The organism is Luteimonas sp. Soil_C_16, from assembly GCF_057657295.1.
The window spans coordinates 567744-587279 of the sequence record NZ_JBDGIS010000001.1; the positions used below are offsets into that span (position 1 = coordinate 567744).

General features: G+C 67.2%; 12 protein-coding genes. 7 read left to right on the forward strand and 5 right to left on the reverse strand.

From position 1 onward, the window contains the following. Window positions 1-43: 43 nt before the first annotated feature. Complete coding sequence (locus AC3A5T_RS02515) at window positions 44-1066, forward strand: NADP-dependent oxidoreductase (RefSeq protein ID WP_487627212.1); 1023 nt, start codon at window positions 44-46, stop codon at window positions 1064-1066. Window positions 1067-1739: 673 nt separating this feature from the next. Here AC3A5T_RS02515 and AC3A5T_RS02520 read toward each other — a convergent pair. Further along, window positions 1740-2792 carry a LysR family transcriptional regulator gene (locus AC3A5T_RS02520; protein ID WP_487627213.1) on the reverse strand — a complete coding sequence of 351 codons (1053 nt, stop codon included), beginning with the start codon at window positions 2790-2792 and terminating at the stop codon, window positions 1740-1742. A gap of 381 nt (window positions 2793-3173) precedes the next feature. On the opposite strand from AC3A5T_RS02520, the gene AC3A5T_RS02525 reads away from it, so the two are divergent. The 5 genes from AC3A5T_RS02525 to AC3A5T_RS02545 all read left to right on the forward strand — a co-directional run bounded on the left by AC3A5T_RS02525 (window position 3174) and on the right by AC3A5T_RS02545 (window position 10833). Beyond that, on the forward strand, window positions 3174-4004 hold the full coding sequence (locus tag AC3A5T_RS02525) for an SDR family NAD(P)-dependent oxidoreductase (RefSeq protein ID WP_487627214.1): 831 nt from the start codon (window positions 3174-3176) through the stop codon (window positions 4002-4004). Continuing rightward, window positions 4001-5185 carry an efflux RND transporter periplasmic adaptor subunit gene (locus AC3A5T_RS02530; protein WP_487627215.1) on the forward strand — a complete coding sequence of 395 codons (1185 nt, stop codon included), beginning with the start codon at window positions 4001-4003 and terminating at the stop codon, window positions 5183-5185. The genes AC3A5T_RS02525 and AC3A5T_RS02530 overlap by 4 nt, the downstream gene beginning before the upstream one ends. A 167-nt stretch (window positions 5186-5352) precedes the next feature. Beyond that, complete coding sequence (locus tag AC3A5T_RS02535; protein ID WP_487627216.1) at window positions 5353-8532, forward strand: efflux RND transporter permease subunit; 3180 nt, start codon at window positions 5353-5355, stop codon at window positions 8530-8532. 85 nt (window positions 8533-8617) lie between these two features. Further along, window positions 8618-9367 carry an SDR family oxidoreductase gene (locus tag AC3A5T_RS02540; RefSeq protein WP_487627217.1) on the forward strand — a complete coding sequence of 250 codons (750 nt, stop codon included), beginning with the start codon at window positions 8618-8620 and terminating at the stop codon, window positions 9365-9367. After that, window positions 9367-10833: an efflux transporter outer membrane subunit gene (locus AC3A5T_RS02545; protein WP_487627434.1), complete on the forward strand. Its 1467-nt coding sequence runs from the start codon at window positions 9367-9369 to the stop codon at window positions 10831-10833. The genes AC3A5T_RS02540 and AC3A5T_RS02545 overlap by 1 nt, the downstream gene beginning before the upstream one ends. 298 nt (window positions 10834-11131) lie before the next feature. Here AC3A5T_RS02545 and AC3A5T_RS02550 read toward each other — a convergent pair whose 3' ends face one another. From AC3A5T_RS02550 to htpG, 3 genes are all read right to left on the reverse strand, one after another. Beyond that, complete coding sequence (locus AC3A5T_RS02550; protein WP_487627218.1) at window positions 11132-12520, reverse strand: phospholipase effector Tle1 domain-containing protein; 1389 nt, start codon at window positions 12518-12520, stop codon at window positions 11132-11134. A 24-nt stretch (window positions 12521-12544) separates the two neighbouring features. Then, window positions 12545-13174, reverse strand: a complete 630-nt coding sequence (locus tag AC3A5T_RS02555; protein WP_487627219.1) for a hypothetical protein — start codon at window positions 13172-13174, stop codon at window positions 12545-12547. A 601-nt stretch (window positions 13175-13775) separates the two neighbouring features. Next, window positions 13776-15677 carry a molecular chaperone HtpG gene (gene htpG, locus AC3A5T_RS02560; RefSeq protein ID WP_487627220.1) on the reverse strand — a complete coding sequence of 634 codons (1902 nt, stop codon included), beginning with the start codon at window positions 15675-15677 and terminating at the stop codon, window positions 13776-13778. A 554-nt stretch (window positions 15678-16231) separates the two neighbouring features. On the opposite strand from htpG, the gene AC3A5T_RS02565 reads away from it, so the two are divergent. Continuing rightward, the gene (locus AC3A5T_RS02565) at window positions 16232-19021 is read left to right on the forward strand and encodes a TonB-dependent receptor (RefSeq protein WP_487627221.1); all 2790 of its coding nucleotides are present in this window, start codon (window positions 16232-16234) and stop codon (window positions 19019-19021) included. Between the two features lie 73 nt (window positions 19022-19094). Here AC3A5T_RS02565 and AC3A5T_RS02570 read toward each other — a convergent pair whose 3' ends face one another. Then, window positions 19095-19514, reverse strand: coding sequence for a DUF1801 domain-containing protein (locus AC3A5T_RS02570; protein WP_487627222.1), 420 nt, complete (start codon window positions 19512-19514; stop codon window positions 19095-19097). Window positions 19515-19536: the final 22 nt, after the last annotated feature.

A 19536-nucleotide genomic window follows, 5' to 3' on the forward strand; every position in this document is an offset into this window, starting at 1 on the left:
TCGCGTGCGCTATGAAGGGCGTCCACTCGAACAGGCCGACCCGATGCGCGACTCCACCGCCACCCGCATCGTCCTCGCGGCGCGCCCGACCGGCGCGCCGACGCCGGACGACTTCAGGATCGAAACGTTCCAGATGCCTGCGCCGCGCAACGGCCAGGTGCTGCTGCGCAACCGCTGGCTGTCGCTCGATCCCTACATGCGCGGCCGCATGAACGCCGGCCGCTCCTACGCCGCCCCGGTCGAGATCGGGGAGGTCATGGACGGCGGCACGATCTCGGAAGTCGTGCAGTCGCTGCATCCGGCGTGGTCGCCGGGTGACCTCGTGCTCGCGCATGCCGGCTGGCAGACACACGCCGTCGTCGACGGCGAAAGCCTGCGCCGCAAACTCGATCCTGCCGGCCTGCCGGTGCAGACCGCACTCGGCGTCCACGGCATGCCCGGCTTCACCGCCTACGCCGGCCTGCACGAGATCGGCAAACCGCAGCACGGCGAAACCGTGGTCGTCGCCGCCGCGAGCGGACCGGTCGGCGCGACCGTCGGCCAGATCGCGAAACTCCATGGCGCACGCGCGGTCGGCATCGCCGGTGGCCCGGACAAGGTGGCGCACGTGCGCGACGACCTCGGTTTCGACGTCGCCCTCGACCACCGCGCCGACGACTTCGCCGAACAGCTCGCGGCCGCATGTCCGGACGGCATCGACGTCTACTTCGAGAACGTCGGCGGCAAGGTGTTCGACGCCGTGCTGCCGCTGCTCAACGACTTCGCCCGCATTCCGGTGTGCGGCCTAGTCGCCCACTACAACGACACCGCTCCGCCCGCCGGCCCCGATCGCGTGCCGCAACTGATGGCCGCGATCCTGAGCCGCCACCTGACCGTGCGCGGCTTCATCCAGCGCGATTTCATCGCGCTCTATCCCGAGTTCGTGCGCGAGATGGGGCAGTGGTTGCGGGATGGGCGCGTGCGGTATCGGGAGGATGTCGTGGCGGGACTGGAGAACGCGCCGGCGGCGTTCATCGGGATGTTGGCGGGGCAGAATTTCGGGAAGTTGCTGGTCAAGCTGGACTGATTGTTTTGCGCCTCGCGCGCTGGTGCTCTCGCCTCTGCGTTTCCGCTGTCGCTCTGCGCTTGCCGCTTTCGATCTTCGAAACGCCGTCGTCCACGGGTGCGGACCCGTAGGGCGCCGCATATGGATGTGCGGCGTTTTTCGACCGAGCCAGGATGGCGAGTCGAAAAATCCCGGAACGAATGACTGGCCGGATTTGCTCCGTCGGGGCTGGCCCTTTTCTTTGGTTCCGTTTCTTTGACTCGCATCTTCGATGCTCGCCCCCCCGGGGCCGGCTGCGCCGTTCGCACTACGTGCGTGGGGCCAGCAAAAGAAATGAACCCGCTCGCCGCAAGGCGAGTGGAAGCGTCTGATGCTGCTTTTCTTGCCGAAGGCAAACGCACAGGCACAGGCACAGATCAGACGCTTTCGTCCGCTGACGCGGCCGAGTTCATTTCTTTTGGTTGACGCCAAAAGAAACGGAACCAAAGAAAAACGTCTCCCCGACACGTCCGAAGCCCGCGGCTTCTAGAGCACCGGGATTTTCCGACTCGGCATCCTGCCTCGGTCGGAAAACGCCACCCATCCACGGGCGGCGCCCTCCTGGTTTGAATCGGTTGCGATCCGTTACGCGGATCAAAAGCGCAGAGCGAGCAAAGCAGAGCGGACACGCGGCCGACGGCACGTGCCGACACACTTACCTGCCGACCGGCACAACCTCTTCCTCGACCTCCACCACCGGCGTCACCACCCGCCGCGTGGCCTTCTCCAGCTGCGCCAGCGCCACCTTGCCCGCCGCCTTCGCTTCCAGTGCCTGCTGCTGCACCTGGCAGAGCGTCTGCATGTGGTCGGCGTCGAAATTCAAGCGCTCGATCAGGAAATCGACGAACGCGCGCACCTTCGGCGACACGAGACGACCGCCGGGGAACACGGCGTTGAAGTCGACTTCCGGGCCGGTCCAGCCGGCGAGCACGCGTTGCGCCATGCCGGCTTCGACGAAGGCCTTGGCCATCACGTCGCCGGTGAGCATCAGGCCTTCGCCCTTGATCAGCGCCCAGTTGAGCGCGGCGGGATCGTTCGCGACGAGCTGCGGGTTGACCGGGAAGTCGCGCAGCGCGCGGCCGTCGGTCAGCGACCAGATGAAGCGGTTGTTCGCATTGTGGCTCTTGCGCATCACCAGGGTGCGGTGGTGCTGCAGGTCGTCGGGGTGCAGCGGTTCGCCGTGCTGTTCGATGTAGGACTGGCTGGCGAACACCTGCGTACGCAGGCTGCCGAGCTTGCGGGCGACGAGGTTGGAATCGGGCAGCGTGCCGATGCGCAGGGCGAGGTCGGCTTCGCCTGCGATCAGGTCGAGCTTCTCGTTGCCCATGTGCATGTCGAGCTGGATCTCGGGGTACTGCGCCTGGAAGTCGCCGAGCAGCGGCGCGATCCAGGTGATGCCGATCGAGTACGGCACGGTGAAGCGCAACCAACCGCGCGGACCGCTCTGCAATTGCGCCACGGCGCTCTCGGCATCTTCGAGTCCGCGTGCGATGCGCTGGCAATGCTCGTGATAGATGCTGCCGGCTTCGGTCAGGCCCAGCCGGCGCGTGGTGCGGTTGAGCAGGCGCGCGCCGAGCCGCTGTTCGAGTTCCTGCACCTTGCGGCTGACGGTGGTCTTGGGCAGACCGAGCGCGTTGGCGGCAGCGATGAAGCTGCCCTGCTCGACCACCTTGACGAAGATCAGGGTCTCGTTGAGATCGTGTGCCATGTGGAACTCCGGGAGCGGGGACGCGCAGGGTGCGCGACGGATTGGACCGTGACGGGGATAATTATTCCCTCGAATGGGGACTAATCAAGTCCCCTTTCGAGGCGGATGATCTGCGGCATCCCCCGAGTCGACGCCGCCCATGTCCGCCCCCCGTCCCGCCGCGCCCCCTGCCCCACGCCCCGCGACCGCCCCCGCGCGTCGCCGTGGGCTGCGCATGGAAATCCCGCCGAATCAATCGTCTAGCGCACGGATCGCCACCCCCAAGCGGCTCCAGGCCGGCCATGCCGGCTGGGGCTGGCTGTGGGCGTGGTTGCCGGACAATGCCCGCCGCCACAGTGCCCCCACTTCTATCGAAGACCGGTTTTCGGGAGACAAAATCCCATGAAAGGGACAATCAGGGCGCCGCTGGTGATTGTTGGCGCCACCGGGATGGTCGGAACGCGCGTGGTGGCGCAGGCACTGGCCGCCGGGCGTCGCACGATCGCGGTCGCCAATGACGCCGAAGCGCTCGATCAACTGAAGGCCCAGTACGGCGCGGCGCTGACCACGCTGTTCGCGGATATCCGCAGCGACGGTGACGCGGCCGATCTCGCCACGCGCCTGCGGGCACTGCCCGGCCCGGCGCCGGGTTCGGTGATCGCGGCGATCCGTGGCGCGGCCGGCAGCCAGCGTGTGCTCGATGCGCCCGCGGACTTCCTGCGTCGTCGTCTCGACGAAGACCTGCTGCCGCACCTGTCGATCGCGCGCCATCTGCTGCCGCTGCTCGCCACGCAACCGCGCGCCGGCTATGTGCTGGTCGGCGGCCCCGGCGCGGACCATCCATGGTCGGGTTACGGCCATCACTCGATCGGCGCGTCCGCGCTGCGGATGCTCGCGCGGGTGCTGCACGAGGAAGCTCGCACGCTGCCGGTGCGCGTGCAGATGCTCGCCGTCGATTCGCCGGTGCGCTGCGATGCCAACGCCGCCCATGCACGCGCGCAGTGGCCGGATGTCGATGCGATCGCCGACCACGCGCTGCGTCTGGTCGATGGCGCCGCGAATGCGGACGTCGCCCTCGTGCGCTTCCCGATCGGCGCCGCCGTGCGCCCGCCCGGCCTGTCCGACGACCTCGATGTCGGACCCTGCGTGCCGACCCATTCCCACCAGACCGATGCCAGCGCCCTGCTGCGTCGCCTCGCCACTGCCGCCTCCCCCCAGGAATCACGCTCATGATCCGCTCCCACATCAGCCCGCGCGCGTGGCGCGCACTCACCGCGACCGGTCTCGCCGTCGCCGTTGCACTCGTCGTGGCCGGTTGCGACACCCAGGCCCAGGAACAGACCCAGCCGCCACCGCCGGATGTCGGCGTTGCCGCCGTGCTGTCGGAGCAGGTGCAGGACTGGAACGACGCCACCGGCCGCATCGCCGCGATCGAAAGCGTCGAGCTGCGCCCGCGCGTCAGCGGGTACGTGCAGCGCGTCGCCTACGCCGAGGGCGACGAGGTGAAGCAGGGCGACCTGCTGTTCGTCATCGACCCGCGTCCGTATCGCGCCGCGCTGCAGCGCGCGGAAGCCGAACTCGCCCGTGCCCGCGCCGATGCCCAGCTGGCGACCACGCGTCACACCCGCGCGCAGCAACTGATCGATGCCAGCGCGATCTCGCGCGACGATTTCGAAGCCCGCAGCGCCGGACGCGCCGAAGCCGAAGCCGCCGTACGCGGTGCCCAGGCCGCGGTCGACACCGCACGGCTGGATCTGGCCTTCACCGAGGTGCGTGCGCCGGTCGCTGGACGCGCCGGTCGCGCAATGCTGACCACCGGCAACCTCGCCCAGGCCGATGCGTCGCTGCTGACCACCGTGGTCTCGCAGGATCCGGTGCACGTCTACTTCGAGACTGATGAGCGCACCTATCTGCGCCACCAGGCGATGGCGCGTGCAGGCGAGCGCACCGGCGCCGACAACGCGGTGCGCGTGGGCCTGGCCGACGAGACCGGCTATCCGCACGCCGGCACCGTCGATTTCCTAGACAACCAGATCGATCCCACGACGGGCACCGTACGCGCCCGCGCCGTGCTGCCGAACCCGGACCGGCGTTTCACCCCGGGCCTGTTCGCGCGCGTGCAGCTGGAAGGCGCGGCCGCACGGCCGGCGATCCTGATCGACGACAAGGCCGTGATCACCGACCAGGACCGCAAGTTCGTCTACGTCGTCGGCGAGGACAACACCGCGCAGCGTCGCGACATCGTGCCGGGCCGCATCGTCGAGGGTCTGCGCGTCGTCGAGTCCGGTCTCGCTGCCGGCGACCGCGTGATCGTCAACGGCGTGCAGAAGGTCTTCATGCCGGGCATGCCGGTCGCACCGAAGGCGGTCGCGATGCGTGGTGGCCAGCCGATCGAGGCCGTCGCGAAGCGCTGAGCTTCGCCGCGCCTCGTAAACAACCAACGTCATTCCCGCGAAAGCGGGAATCCAGGGACTTTGATTCCAGCAAGTCCTACGTCCATGGATCCCCGCCTGCGCGGGGATGACGGGATCATGTTTCCCGCTACTTCTGCGGCCACCGCGCCGCCCACAAGGATTTCCCCGTGGACTTCTCCCGCTTCTTCATCGACCGGCCGATCTTCGCCGCGGTGCTGTCGATCCTGATCTTCGCCGGTGGCCTGATCGCCATCCCGCTGTTGCCGATCGGCGAATACCCCGAGGTCGTGCCGCCGTCGGTGGTCGTGCGCACCGTGTATCCGGGCGCCAATCCGAAGGTGATCGCCGAAACGGTGGCGACGCCGCTCGAGGAGGCCATCAACGGCGTCGAGGACATGATGTACATCAAGTCCGTCGCCGGCTCCGACGGCGTGCTGCAGCTCACCGCCACCTTCAAGCCCGGCACGGATGCCGACGAAGCCGCCGTGCGCGTGCAGAACCGCGTCGCGCAGGCGCTCGCGCGCCTGCCGGAGGACGTGCGCCGGCAGGGCGTGACCACGCAGAAGCAGTCGCCGGTGTTCCTGATGGTCGTGCATCTGACCTCGAGCGACGGCCGCTACGATTCGCTGTACCTGCGCAACTACATGCGCCTGCACGTCAAGGACGAGATCGCGAAGATCTCCGGCGTCGGCGATGCGCAGGTGTTCGGCGGCGGCGACTACGCGATGCGTCTGTGGCTGGATCCCGACAGGATCGCCGCGCGCGGCATGACCGCCAGCGACGTGGTGCGCGCGGTGCGCGAGCAGAACGTGCAGGTCTCGGCCGGCCAGCTCGGCGCCGAACCGATGCCCAACGGCAGCGACTTTCTACTGCCGATCAATGCCAAGGGCCGTCTGGAAACCGTCGAGGAGTTCGGCGACATCGTGCTGAAATCCGGCGCCGACGGTGAACTGGTGCGTCTGGCCGACGTCGCCCGCATCGAACTCGCCGCCGGCGACTACACGCTGCGCGCGCGTCTCGACGGCAAGAACGCGGCCGCGATCGGCGTCTTCCAGGCGCCGGGTGCGAATGCGCTCGAGATCCGCGACGGCGTAGTCGCGACCATGGAACAGTTGCGGCCCTCACTGCCGCCGGGCGTCGAGATCCAGTCGATCTACGACACCACGATCTTCGTGCGCGATTCGATCAAATCCGTCGTGGTCACGCTGATCGAAGCCACGCTGCTGGTGGTGCTAGTGGTGATCCTGTTCCTGCAGACCTGGCGCGCATCGATCATTCCGCTGCTGGCGGTGCCGGTCTCGATCGTCGGCACGTTCGCGGTGCTGTACCTGCTCGGCTATTCGATCAACACGTTGACCCTGTTCGGTCTGGTGCTCGCGATCGGCATCGTGGTCGACGACGCGATCGTGGTGGTGGAGAACGTCGAGCGGCACATCGAACTCGGCGCCACGCCATTGGAGGCCGCGCATCTGGCGATGCAGGAAGTCTCCGGCCCGATCATCGCGATCGCGCTCGTGCTGTGCGCGGTGTTCGTGCCGATGGCGTTCCTGACCGGTGTGACCGGCCAGTTCTACAAGCAGTTCGCGGTGACCATCGCGATCTCGACGGTGATCTCGGCGATCAACTCGCTGACCCTGTCGCCGGCGCTCGCCGCCAAGCTGCTGCAGCCGCACGGCGCGCCGAAGGATCGCCTGACACGCATCATCGATCGCCTGTTCGGCTGGCTGTTCCGCCCGTTCAACCGCTTCTTCAACCGCAGCTCGGAGCGCTACGAAGGCGCGGTGTCGCGGTCGCTGGGTCGTCGCGGCGCGGTGTTCCTGGTCTATGCGGTGCTGCTGGTCGGCGCGGGCGTGATGTTCAAGGTGGTGCCGGCCGGCTTCATTCCGGTGCAGGACAAGCTGTACGTGATCGCCGGCGTGAAAATGCCGGAGGGCGCGTCGATCGAACGCACCGACGTGGTGCTCAAGAAGATGGCCGCGCTCGCCAGTGAAGTCGACGGTGTCGCCAGCGAGATCGCGTTCCCCGGCCTCAACCCGCTGCAGTTCACCAACACGCCCAACAACGGCGTGATCTTCTTCACCCTCGATCCCTTCAGCGAGCGCTCGCGCACTGCCGAGGAGATCACCGCCGAGCTCAACCAGAAGTTCGCGACGATCCAGGAAGGCTTCACCTTCGCCTTCATGCCGCCGCCGATCCAGGGCCTGGGCAACGGTTCGGGCTGGTCGCTGTTCGTCCAGGACCGCACGCGTCTGGGCTACGGCGAACTGCAGGCCGCGGTACAGGCGTTCCAGGGTGCGGCGATGCAGACGCCGGGCCTCGGGTATCCGATCAGCAGCTACCAGGCCAACGTGCCGCAGCTCGACGCGGACGTGGATCGGGTCAAGGCGAAGGCGCAGGGCGTGCCGCTGACGGAACTGTTCGACACGCTGCAGACGTATCTCGGTTCGGCCTACGTCAACGACTTCAACATGTTCGGTCGCACCTGGCAGGTCATCGCCCAGGCCGACGGCCAGTTCCGCGACGAGGTGGGCGACATCGCCAACCTGCGCACGCGCAATGCGGCCGGCGAAATGGTGCCGGTGGGTTCGATGGTCAACGTGCGCCAGACCTATGGTCCCGACCCGGTGATCCGCTTCAACGGCTATCCCGCCGCCGACCTGCTGGGCGATGCCGATCCGCGTGTGCTGTCCTCGGGCGAGGCCATGGCCAAGGTCACCGAGCTCGCCGAACAGGTGCTGCCGGCCGGCATGGGCATCGGCTGGAGCGATCTGAGCTATCAGCAGTCGAACCAGAGCGGCGCGGCGATGGTGGTGTTCCCGCTCGCGGTGCTGCTGGCGTTCCTCGTGCTGGCCGCGCTGTACGAGAGCTGGTCGCTGCCGCTGGCGGTGATCCTGATCGTGCCGATGACGCTGCTGTCCGCCCTGTTCGGCGTGTGGCTGGCGGGCGGCGACAACAACGTGTTCGTGCAGGTGGGGCTGGTCGTGCTGATGGGCCTGGCGTGCAAGAACGCGATCCTGATCGTCGAGTTCGCCCGCGAACTGGAAATGCAGGGCAAGGGCATCGTCGAGTCCGCGCTGGAAGCCAGCCGTCTGCGTCTGCGCCCGATCGTCATGACCTCGGTCGCCTTCATCGCCGGCACCGTGCCGCTGGTGCTGTCGACGGGTGCAGGCGCGGAAGTCCGCTCGATCACCGGCGTCACCGTGTTCGCCGGCATGCTGGGCGTGACCCTGTTCGGCCTGTTCCTGACGCCGGTGTTCTACGTCGCGCTGCGCAAGCTCGCGAACACGCCGGTGGTGTCGCACAAGCCGGTGGCGCATCCCGCACCTGTCAGCAGCACGCACGCATGAGCCACGTCGCACACATTTCCTTCTTCGAGCCAGGCCGCGCCCACGCGCGCGGCCGCGGCCCGCATCCCCCCATCAGGAGTCATCCATGAACACGTCGTCCCGCATCGCCCTCGTCACCGGCGCCACCCGCGGCATCGGTCTGGAAACCGTGCGTCAGCTCGCCGAAGCCGGCGTGCACACGCTGCTGGCCGGTCGCAATCGCGAGCGCGCCGTCGAAGCCGCATTGAAGCTGCAGGCCGACGGCCTGCCGGTCGAAGCCATCGCGCTCGATGTCACCGATGCCGCCAGCATCGCCGCGGCAGCGAAGACCATCGAAGACCGGCACGGCCGGCTCGACATCCTGGTCAACAACGCCGGCATCATCGCCGACGATCCGCAGCTCGGCGCCGCCGGCCAGTCGATCGACACCTGGCGCACGACGTTCGAGACCAACGTGTTCGGCCTGATCGCCACCACCCAGGCGCTGCTGCCGCTGCTGCACAAGTCGAAGGGCGGCCGCATCGTCAACGTGTCCAGCCTGCTCGGCTCGATCAGCGAGCATCAGAACCCCGAGTCCTTCATCTACGACTTCAAGGGCGTGCCGGCCTACAACGTGTCCAAGAGCGCGGTGAACGCGTGGACCGTGCATCTGGCGCACGTGCTCAGGGACACCAGCATCAAGGTCAACACGATCCATCCGGGCTACGTGCGCACCGACATGAACAAGGCCGGCGACGAACAGAACGGCGAACTCGAGGTCGCCGATGGTGCGCGCACCAGCGTGCGCCTGGCGCTGATTGACGATGCCGGCCCGACCGGCGGCTACTTCTATCTCGACGAGGTGCTGCCGTGGTGATGCGACCCCTGATCTCGGTGCTGGCGGCGGCCCTGCTCGCCGCCTGCGCCGTCGGCCCCGAGCACATACGGCCGTCGATGGCCGTGCCGCAGAGTTTCGAAGGCACGGCCGCACCGGATGCGACCACGGCGACCGCGAGCGCGGCGAACGCGACCGTCGCGCCCGCCGTCGCCGACACCGCGTTCTGGCAGGCCTTCGGCGATCCGCAGTTGAACGCACTGGTCGACGACACGCTGGTCGCGAACCACGACCTGCGCATCGCGCTCGCCCGCTACGACCGCGCGAATGCGTTGCTGCGCGGCACGCGCTTCGACCAGCTGCCGACGATCGATGCCAGCGGCACCGCGAGCAGCAATCGCGCGAGTGCCGACCAGGCGCCCGGCGTGCCGCGCGCTGCCCGCGACACCGACAGCTTCGACATCGGCATCGGCGCGAGCTGGGAGCTCGACCTGTTCGGCCGCGTGCGTCGCAGCGTCGAAGCCGGGCGCGCCGACGTCGCCGCGAGCGCGGACGATCTGCGCGCGTTGCAGGTCGCGATCGTCGGTGAAGTGGCGACGGCCTACCTCGACCTGCGCGGGCTGCAGGAACGCCTGCGCGTGGCGACCGAGAACGCCGGCAACCAGCAGCACACGCTGGCGCTGGTCGATGCGCGTCGCAATGCCGGACAGGACAGCGACTTCGACAGCGCACGCGCCTCGGCGCAGGCCGCGTCGACGGCCTCGCGCATCCCGATGCTGGAAGCCGAGATCGCCGTCGCCACCCATCGCATCGCCGTGCTGACCGGGCGCACGCCTGATGCGCTGCGTGCCCAGCTGAGCGTCGCGCGGGCGCTGCCCGCAGTACCGCGTGCGATCGATCCCGGCACACCGGCGGACGTGCTGCGGGTGCGTCCGGATGTGTCCGCCGCCGAACACCGCCTGCACTCGGCGACCGCGCGTGTCGGCGTCGCGACGGCGGACCTGTTCCCGCGGCTCACGCTGGGCGGCCTGATCGGCAGCCAGGCCGGCGACATCGACGCCCTGTTCGGACGCGACAGCGAGACGCGACTGGTCGCGCTGGGCATCGACTGGTCGTTCCTCGACATCGGCCGCGTGCGTGCCCGCATCGCCGCGGCCGACGCCGACGCCTCGATGGAACTCGCGCGCTACCAGCAGACCGTGTTGCGCGCGCTCGAAGACACCGGCAACGCCCTGGTGCGATTCGACCGCGCCCACGACGCCGACGTCGAACTCGAACGTGCCGCCCGCGACAGCGCCCGCGCCGCCCAGCTCGCCCGCCTGCGTTTTGACGCCGGCGGCACCAGCCTGCTGGAAGTGCTCGACGCCGAACGCACGCAGCTGCAGGCCGAGGACGCCTTTGCCGCCGGACGTACGCGCACGGCGACGGATGCCGTGGCGCTGTATCGCGCCTTGGCCGGTGGCTGGCCGCAGATATTGCCGGCGCGGGAGACTGCAGGGGTGCGCTGAGGGCCATCGCCTCAGATCATTGATCGGGGCTGCTACTGCTCGGAGCCCGTCATCCCGGCGGTTTCTAACGGACGAATGTCCGGTCAAACCGGGATCCAGTGCCTTCCACTCGCGACGCATACACCCTGTAAGCCAGATTCGGGCGGTGGCTTGATTGGGTAAATCGCGATTCGTGAAGCACCAAAGACACTGGATCCCGGCCTTCGCCGGGATGACAGATGGACAAGCAAAATTGCTCTGCTGAGATCGGTTGTCTCTGATGAGGGTGAGGTCTCTCGCATGCGCAAACCCGAATCGATCAGAGCGCAGGTCCGTCCAACTCATGCGCCGGTGCCAAGACATGCGGGCCACCGCGTCCAGCGACATCGCGCGACTGCCGCTCCAGCGCTTCGAATCCCTGCTGCAGCCACGTCTGTCCCGCGTCACTCGCCAGCTGCTCGCGCAGACGCTCCGAAATCGCATTCCCGTCCTCGCGCGCGGCTGCAGACAGCAGATCACTCGCGAACGCGGAGGTCTCTAGACCTGCATTGCGCGCCGGCACACGGCCCTGCACCGGGCCGATTCCGACACGCTGCCATTCCAGTGCCGCGACCATGGCTTCGTTGCGCGGCATCGCGTCGCGGCAATCGATCTGGCACAGCGATGGCGGTGCCAGGAGTTCCTGCATGCCGCGCACACCCTTCTTGTCGAAGACCGAAGTGCCGTAGAAGAAGAGATGCTCTTCGGATCGATGCACGACATAACGATCCGGATCGTCGGGTAGCGCCCGCTTCTCCAGCGGCGGCGGCCGGATCATGCTGTTGACGTAATCGACACCAAGATTTCCCGCAAGGATTCCCAGCCCATCGCGTCGATAGCCACCACCGATGTCGCTGTGCGCACCCGCGACGCCGACGTTGAGGAAGCGGCCGTCCGACGTCGCGCCGAAATCGGTGATCCATGTGCCCTGGAACAGATTGCGTCGTTCGCTCATCGCGGTGATCTGGAACGCGGACACGACGGACTCCGCGAGGCGCCGGTCATTCTGGCGCGGTGCGCCGGTGCCGACGGGATCGAACAACGTCGCGGCTTGGACCACGGTACCCGGTTCGCGCAGCGGCGGATTGAGATACGACACCTGACCAACGATCAGGCCATCCACATCGCGTTTGACGACCGCGTCTGTCGGATCCTGGACGCCGCGTTCTTCCACAAGTCGGGTAAACCCGGCCGCCTGTTCCGCGCCACGACTGAAGCCGGTGGCCAGGATGCGAATGTCGGAGTCTGGATTCTCGATCAGCCATTTCTGGGCCTGGATCGCGAACTGAAGATACATGTCTTCGATACGCGCTTCGTAGCTACCGCCATACGCGGCATCGATCATGCCGCTGACGCCACCCTGCGTACCTGGCCCCGCAACGTAGCCGGCATGGATCGGCATATAGCCGAGTCGGTCTTCTGCTGCCCGCGCGTAGCTGCGAATCTGCTCATCGACAAGCGCGACATTGGTGAACTTCGCCGGATCGCGCTTGCTGTTTCCGGTGCCATCGAAGGACGCGACGAACAGGCGTTGCTCAGGCTTCTCCTCATCCAGCAGCACTGGTGCAGTCAAACGCTCGAGTGCGCGTTCGGCCTGATCGAAGCTCGCGAGCTGCGCAGCTGTCGCGGCATCCGCCCGCACCCCATCGGGATGTCGATTCCCGCCCATGCTCCACCTCCATGTGGATCCGGATCAGTACGTTCTGCTCCACGCCAGCACGAGGTCGCTTCGTGAGTTGCTGTAGCGATTGCCGGGAATCCGTGGCGCCTTCAACGAGATGAACGCCTTCATGTAGACATTGATCGTGCGGTCGTTGATTTCCATGATGACGTCCGGATTGACCATCGGCGTGTACTCGGACATCTCTTCCCGTGGGGTTTCGTGGACGACCAGTTCATTCTTGAAGATCTCACCGATATCGACTTCAGCCTCCAGCGGCGTGCCGTCGCGGCTCTTCCACTTCACCACTGCGGGCGGCGGAAAATTGCGGATCATGAGGTGGTTCGCGGTTTTGATTTTGAGCGAGTTGGGATGCACGTCCTCGAGCGCGGGACGCGGTCCACTCGTGTGTGGTCGGTCCGCGTAGACGACCAGACACTCCTGCACCGCGTAGGTCGCGATGCCGAAGTTGTGACGCATGAACCTGAGCGGCCAGTCGGCCACGATGCGGGGATCCGCGTCGGCCGGTGGCGCTGTATTGGAGCCCTGTGTTGCCGCCATGCCCTGGCATCCTGTCGTGGTGAGTGCAGCTGCAACGATCGCGGTCGCGATCCCCTGCGCTGGCGTGCCTGGTCGATGCGGACGCCCGATCCTGTGGGCCATCATCGTGCTCCCTGCCGTTGAACGGTTCCGCCCTGCGCCGTGGACCTGGACCGATGCGTCCGGCTGGTACTCACGGATGCGGGATGGCGGTAGACAGGATGGCGCAAGCCGACGCTGCATGGAATCGGGGCATGCCGGGTCACTGTGTGGGGATTGGCGGGCTGGCAGTTCCTGAGCGCATCGACATGCGGTCAGGCGATGAGGTGTCCCTCACGCCAAAGCGCCCTCACCCCAACCCCTCTCCCAAGGGGGAGAGGGCTATGGGACGACGCACGCGTATCGGAATCGCGATGTACACGCGTTGAGCCCTCTCCCTCCGGGACTACGTGCCCGCCAAGGTAGAAGGGTTGGGTTGAGGGCGGACACACGGTGGAACACAACGAAACTGCAGCTCGACCGGACGGTATCCGGCTCATCGTCCACAGCATCAGCGTGCGTCTTGCAGCTGTTGTTTCGCACGCGCAAAAGCGGCACAGCAGCTGCGCGCGCGTCACGCTTCATGCGGACGGAACGTGTGCCCCCATCCAACCCTCCCCCGCGTGCGGGGGAGGGCTCAAAACTTGAGGCCGCAGCTCGGTCGCTTGGGCTGCGGCCGCCTCGATCAACCGCCCAGCAGCACCCGGTTCATCCGCTGCACGAACGCTGCCGGATCCGGCAGCGGCGCACCGGCGGCGATCTCGGCCTGCTCCAGCAGCAGTGTCGCCAGATCGGTCGCCTTCGCATCATCCGCTTCGCTTTCGATCCGCTGCAGCAGCGCGTGCTGCGGGTTGAGTTCGAGCGTCGGCTTGCTCTCGGGCACATCCTGGCCGGCTTCGCGCAGCAGGCGGGCGAGGTGCGGGGCCATTTCGTAGTCGGCGAGCGCGAGGCAGGACGGCGAGTCGGTGAGGCGTGCGGACACGCGCACGTCGCCGACGCGATCGCCGAGCAGACGCTTGATGCGCTCGACCAGTGGAGCGGCAGCGGTCGCGGCTTCGGCCTGTTTCGCCTTGTCGGCCTCGTCGAGCGGCAGCTCGCCCTTGGCGACGTTCTTCATCGACTTGCCGGCGTACTCGTGCAGGCTGCCAAGCATCCATTCGTCGATGCGGTCGAACATCAGCAGCACTTCGATGTCCTTCGCGCGGAAGGCTTCGAGCTGCGGGCTGCCGGCGGCGGCCTTGTGGCCATCGGCGGTGATGTACCAGATGGTGTCCTGGCCGACCGGCATGCGGCCGACGTAGTCGTCCAGCGACACGGTCTGCGCAGCGCCATCGCCCTTCGTCGAGGCGAAGCGCAGCAACTTGGCGATGCGCTCGCGATTGGTCGCGTCCTCGACGATGCCTTCCTTCAGCGTGTTGCCGAAGGCCTTGTAGAACGCGGTGAACTTCTCGGGCTCGTCGCGCGCCAGCTTCTCGATCAGATCGAGCACGCGCTTCACGCAGGCGCCCTTGATGCGGTCGAGCTGGCGGTTGTGCTGCAGCAGTTCGCGGCTGACGTTGAGCGGCAGGTCGTCGGCATCGACGACGCCGCGCACAAAGCGCAGATAGTTTGGCAGCAGCTCTTCGGCGGCATCCATCACGAACACGCGCTTGATGTAGAGCTTCAGACCCTTGCGCTCGTCGCGCCCGCCCATCATCAGGTCGAACGGCGGCTGCGAAGGCAGATACAGCAGCGTGGTGAAGCTCTGGCTGCCTTCGACGCGGTTGTGGGTCCACGCGGCCGCGTCGTTGAAGTCGTGGCCGAGCGCCTTGTAGAAGTTCTGGTAGTCCTCGTCGCTGATGTCGGACTTGGACTTGGTCCACAGTGCGGACGCGTCGTTGGCGGTCTCCCACTCCGGCGCGGCGTCGGCCTTCGGCTCGTCCTCGCTTTCAGCGGCCGACGGCGCGTCCTTGGGCATGCGGATCGGGAATGCGACGTGGTCGGAGTACTTCGTCACCAGCGAGCGCAGCTTCCAGCCGTCGAGGAACTCGTCCTCGTCGGCCTTGAGATGCAGCACGACGGTCGTGCCACGCTCGGGCAGGGTGACGTCTTCGAGCGAGTACTCGCCGCGACCGTCGCTTTCCCACTTCACGCCGGCGTCGGGCGCAGCGCCCGCGTGGCGGGTCAGCACGGTCACGCGATCGGCGACGACAAAGGCCGAGTAGAAGCCGACACCGAACTGGCCGATCAGGCGTGCATCGGCCTTCTGCTCGCCGCTCATCGCTTCGAGGAAGCGGCGCGTGCCGGAGCTGGCGATGGTGCCGATGTTGGCAACCACATCGTCACGATTCATGCCGATGCCGGTGTCGCGGATCGTCACCGTGCGCGCCGCCTTGTCCCAGCTGACATCGATGTGCAGCTCGCCGTCGCCCGCCAGCAGCTCGGGGTTGGCGATCGATTCGAAGCGCAGCTTGTCGCAGGCATCCGATGCGTTGGAGATGAGCTCGCGCAGGAAGATCTCCTTGTGCGAGTACAGCGAGTGCGTGACCAGGTGCAGGACCTGGGCGACTTCGGCTTCGAACTTGCGGGTTTCGGCGGTTGCGGTCATTGCGTGCGGCGTCCGTGTGGATGTGGTGCGAGCGGTCGATATTGGTGTGGTTGCGGGGGAATCAAGGCGCGGCCGGCCGCGGGCCGATCGCTGCCGGCGCGCGCGGCGCCGGAGGCGGGCGCGCCGTTAAGGCGCGGGACCGGTCGGATTACGCGCACGCGTGGCGAGGTGCGTTCGCGTGAGAACCGACGCCCAAGCCGGACTGCTCCGGATAGTCAGAGGATCGCCCGATCCGGAACGTCAGAAACCGGCGTCTGCTCGAAACCTCCGTGCGTCAGCGCACTGCATCTGCAGGCGCGAACGCCTGGCCGTGACGTATCGCCACGGCGTGTGTACACCGGGCCATCAACACGTGTCCCGCCCTATTCCGGATAGTGAATAGATAATCCAAGTAAATCCGCGTTGAATATTCATGTAAATAAACCTAATTAATAGCGTTTCGTCACGTGCCCGGCACGTTAACCAAATATTAACTGGCGCCGAATCGCTCGACATCGGACGTGGATCGATCCCAGCAGTCGTCATCCATGCAAATCCACGCTCGAGGATTCCAGATGAACGCGATCCACAATCGCTTCCGGGTGCGTCGTACCCGGCTCAGCCTCGCCGTTCCCGTTGCGCTCTGTGCGCTCGTATTGCCGCTCGCGGCGTCCGCGCAGAGCAGCGCCGGGCAGGCGACCACGTTCGAGCGGATCACGGTCACCGGCTCGAATATCCCCCGTACCGATACCGAAACCGCATCGCCTGTGCAGGTGATCTCGCGCGACCAGATCGACCGCACCGGCAAGACCACGGTCGGCGAATATCTGCAGAGCCTGTCGGTCGACGGCGCCGGCTCGGTGCCCAAGAGCTTCGGCAATGGTTTCGCCGGCGGTGGCTCGGCGATCTCGCTGCGCGGCCTCGGCGCGGGCTCCACGCTGGTGCTGCTCAACGGGCGGCGCATGGCGCCGTTCGGGCTGGCCGATGACGGACAGAAGGTCTTCACCGACCTCAGCACCATTCCGCTGGATGCGGTCGCGCGCATCGAGATCCTCAAGGACGGCGCGTCGTCGATCTACGGGTCCGATGCGATCGCCGGCGTGGTCAACGTGATCCTGCGCGACGATTTCGAGGGAGCGATCGCCAGCGTGTCCTACGGCTGGTCCGGTGATGGCGGTGGCGATCAGCCCAAGGCCTCGCTGACCGCGGGCACCGGCAGCATGAGCGAGGACGGCTACAACGCGTTCTTCAGCATCGAGGCGGCCAAGACCGATGCGATCCGCGTGCGCGACCGTCGTGACCGCGACTGGATCGGCACCGGCGACACGCGGCCGTGGGGCTACGGCATCGGCACCAATCTGCCCGGCCGTATCACCGGTGGCGGCACCGGCGCCGGCGGCGGGCCGAGCGGCGCGATCGAGAATCCGAACACCGGCCTGTTCGAATCGCTGCCCGGCTGCGCGGCGCTGTCGAACGTGACGCCGCAGGATCCGGCGGGCGGCTGCCTGTGGGATGTCGCGCAGTTCCGCGATCTCTCGCCCGAGGAGGAATACGTGAACTTCTTCTCGCGCGCGGCGTTCGCGGTCGGCGATACCGGCGAGCTGTACATGGAACTGAGCGCGGCGAACAAGAAGACGACGTTCCAGAACACACCCTCGGGCGTCTCCGGTGCGTGGGGGTTCCCCGGCGGTCCGGTCAATGCCAGTGATCCCGGCCCCGGCGCCACTGTGCTCGGACCGGACCATCCGGACAATCCGTACCCGGGCACCGCGAACCGGCTGCGTTACACCGCCTTCGACGTCGGCCCGCGCGTGACCTACAACGACAGCCGCTTCGTGCGCCTGCTGCTGGGCTTCAAGGGCACGGCCGGCGCCTGGGATTACGACGTCGGCTATTTGCACTCGGGCACCGACCTCACCAACGAGCGCACCGGCTTCCTGCAGTACAGCCACGTCAAGACCGCGCTGGAAGATCCCGACAGCCCCGTCGGCTACTGGCGCATCGGTGACAACGGCGGCGAGAACTCGCAAGCGCTCTACGACTACATCTCGCCGCGCATCAGCGCGACCGGCCGCACGCGGCTCGACATCTTCGATGCAAAGGTCACGCGCCCCTTGATGGATCTGCGCGGCGGCGCGCTCGGGCTCGCGCTCGGCGCCGAGTACCGGCGCCAGTCCGTGCTGCTCACCCCGCAGACGTTCACCGACCAGGGCGACATCATCGGTCTCGGCTATTCCGCCTACGGCGGCGTGGAGAAGGTCACCAGCGCCTACGCCGAACTGCAGGCACCAGTGCTCGACAGCCTGGAGCTGACCGGCGCGCTGCGCGTCGACAAGTACGACGGTGGCGAGACCGCGACGACACCCAAGGTCGGCGTGAAGTGGTCGCCGACGGACTGGATCGCGGTGCGCGGCACGTACGCCGAAGGTTTCCGCGCCCCGAACCCGGCCGAAGCCGGTACCGGCGGCCTGGCGGCGTTCAGCACGGCGGTCGATCCGGTGCGCTGCGCCGCACCCGGCAACGAGCCGCAGGATTGCGACGCCGGCCCGATCGCGCTGATCACCTCGCCCAATCCCGATCTCAAGCCCGAAGAGTCGAAGAGCACCACGCTCGGCATCGTGCTGTCGCCGTGGACCGGCGGCTCGCTCGCGGTCGATGCGTTCCGCATCCGGCGCACCGACGAGATCTTCGGCGGCAGCGCCGATGCGGCGATCGCGGCCGGCGGCGACAACGTCGTGCGCGGCACCAACGAGATTCCGGGCACGCCCGGCAGCGGCTCGATCCTCGCGGTACTGGTGGGTTACGAGAACGCGTCGTCCACGACCGTCGAAGGCTTCGACGTCGACATGGAACAGCGCTTCGATCTGGGCGCGGGCAATCTGCGGCTGGACCTGCAGTTCACCCACATCAGTGCGTTCGAACGCGAGGATGTCGACGGCACCGTCTACGAGTTCGCCGGCACGCACGGCAACTGCGACGTGACCAACTGCATCGGCACGCCGAAGAACAAGGCGAACTTCGGCGCGACCTGGGAGATGGATGCGTTCTCGATCAGCAGCGTGGTGAACTGGCGCGACAGCATCCGCAACGTCACCGAAGCCGGCGACACCGAGTGCGCCAACGGCTTCGCCAATGGCGACGACGCGCCCCGCGGCTGCGAGCTGGCCTCGTTCTACACCGTCGATCTGTCGGCGCGCTGGATGCCGACCGAACACTGGGAACTGTTCGGCTCGGTCAACAACGTCATCGATCGCATCGCGCCCCTCGATCCGCTGACCTACGGCGCGATCAACTACAACCCGATGGATTTCAGCGGCGCGATCGGCCGCTATTTCACGGTCGGTGCGAAGTTCAAGTTCGACTGAGATCGCTGCAGCCTGCAGGACCGGACGCCCCGCATGTCGGGGCGTTCGCGTCTTTCCGGTCGCACTGCTTGCCTCAAACGTGCGCGATCCACTGGCGCAGCAGCGCCTGCACGGCGTCGGCGCGGCCGTCGACCGCATCGCGGTCGGCGAACGCCAGCAGTGCGCGGTCCGACGATGGCCAGGTCAGCAATCCGTCGGGATCGTCGATCGCGAGTCCGCCGTCCGGCAGTGCACGCGCTCTCGCGCCCCGGTGCAGCACCAGCCCGATGCCGGACGCCGCGCGCAGGTGCGTGGTCGCGAAGTATTCGGTCGTGCGCCAGCTCGGCGCGTTCCATTTCACGCCTTCCGCGATCGTCGGGTCGACGCCGAGCACCAGCGCGCGCAGGCGTTGCACGGCGTCGGCGTGCGGGTGATCGAGATCGGCCATGAAGGCATCGACGGCGACCGAGGTATCGGCCGGCGTGCTGTGTCGGGGACGGGCGGTCTTCGCCATGGCTGGACTCCTGTCGAAAGGG

Bases quoted from the DNA above. Each gene is read 5' to 3' on its own strand.
- AC3A5T_RS02515 (WP_487627212.1), top strand. From the start codon at position 44: ATGCGCGACTCCACCGCCACCCGCATCGTCCTCGCGGCGCGCCCGACC.
- AC3A5T_RS02520 (WP_487627213.1), bottom strand. From the start codon at position 2,792: ATGGCACACGATCTCAACGAGACCCTGATCTTCGTCAAGGTGGTCGAG.
- AC3A5T_RS02525 (WP_487627214.1), top strand. From the start codon at position 3,174: ATGAAAGGGACAATCAGGGCGCCGCTGGTGATTGTTGGCGCCACCGGG.
- AC3A5T_RS02530 (WP_487627215.1), top strand. From the start codon at position 4,001: ATGATCCGCTCCCACATCAGCCCGCGCGCGTGGCGCGCACTCACCGCG.
- AC3A5T_RS02540 (WP_487627217.1), top strand. From the start codon at position 8,618: ATGAACACGTCGTCCCGCATCGCCCTCGTCACCGGCGCCACCCGCGGC.
- AC3A5T_RS02545 (WP_487627434.1), top strand. From the start codon at position 9,367: ATGCGACCCCTGATCTCGGTGCTGGCGGCGGCCCTGCTCGCCGCCTGC.
- AC3A5T_RS02550 (WP_487627218.1), bottom strand. From the start codon at position 12,520: ATGGGCGGGAATCGACATCCCGATGGGGTGCGGGCGGATGCCGCGACA.
- AC3A5T_RS02555 (WP_487627219.1), bottom strand. From the start codon at position 13,174: ATGGCCCACAGGATCGGGCGTCCGCATCGACCAGGCACGCCAGCGCAG.
- htpG (WP_487627220.1), bottom strand. From the start codon at position 15,677: ATGACCGCAACCGCCGAAACCCGCAAGTTCGAAGCCGAAGTCGCCCAG.
- AC3A5T_RS02565 (WP_487627221.1), top strand. From the start codon at position 16,232: ATGAACGCGATCCACAATCGCTTCCGGGTGCGTCGTACCCGGCTCAGC.
- AC3A5T_RS02570 (WP_487627222.1), bottom strand. From the start codon at position 19,514: ATGGCGAAGACCGCCCGTCCCCGACACAGCACGCCGGCCGATACCTCG.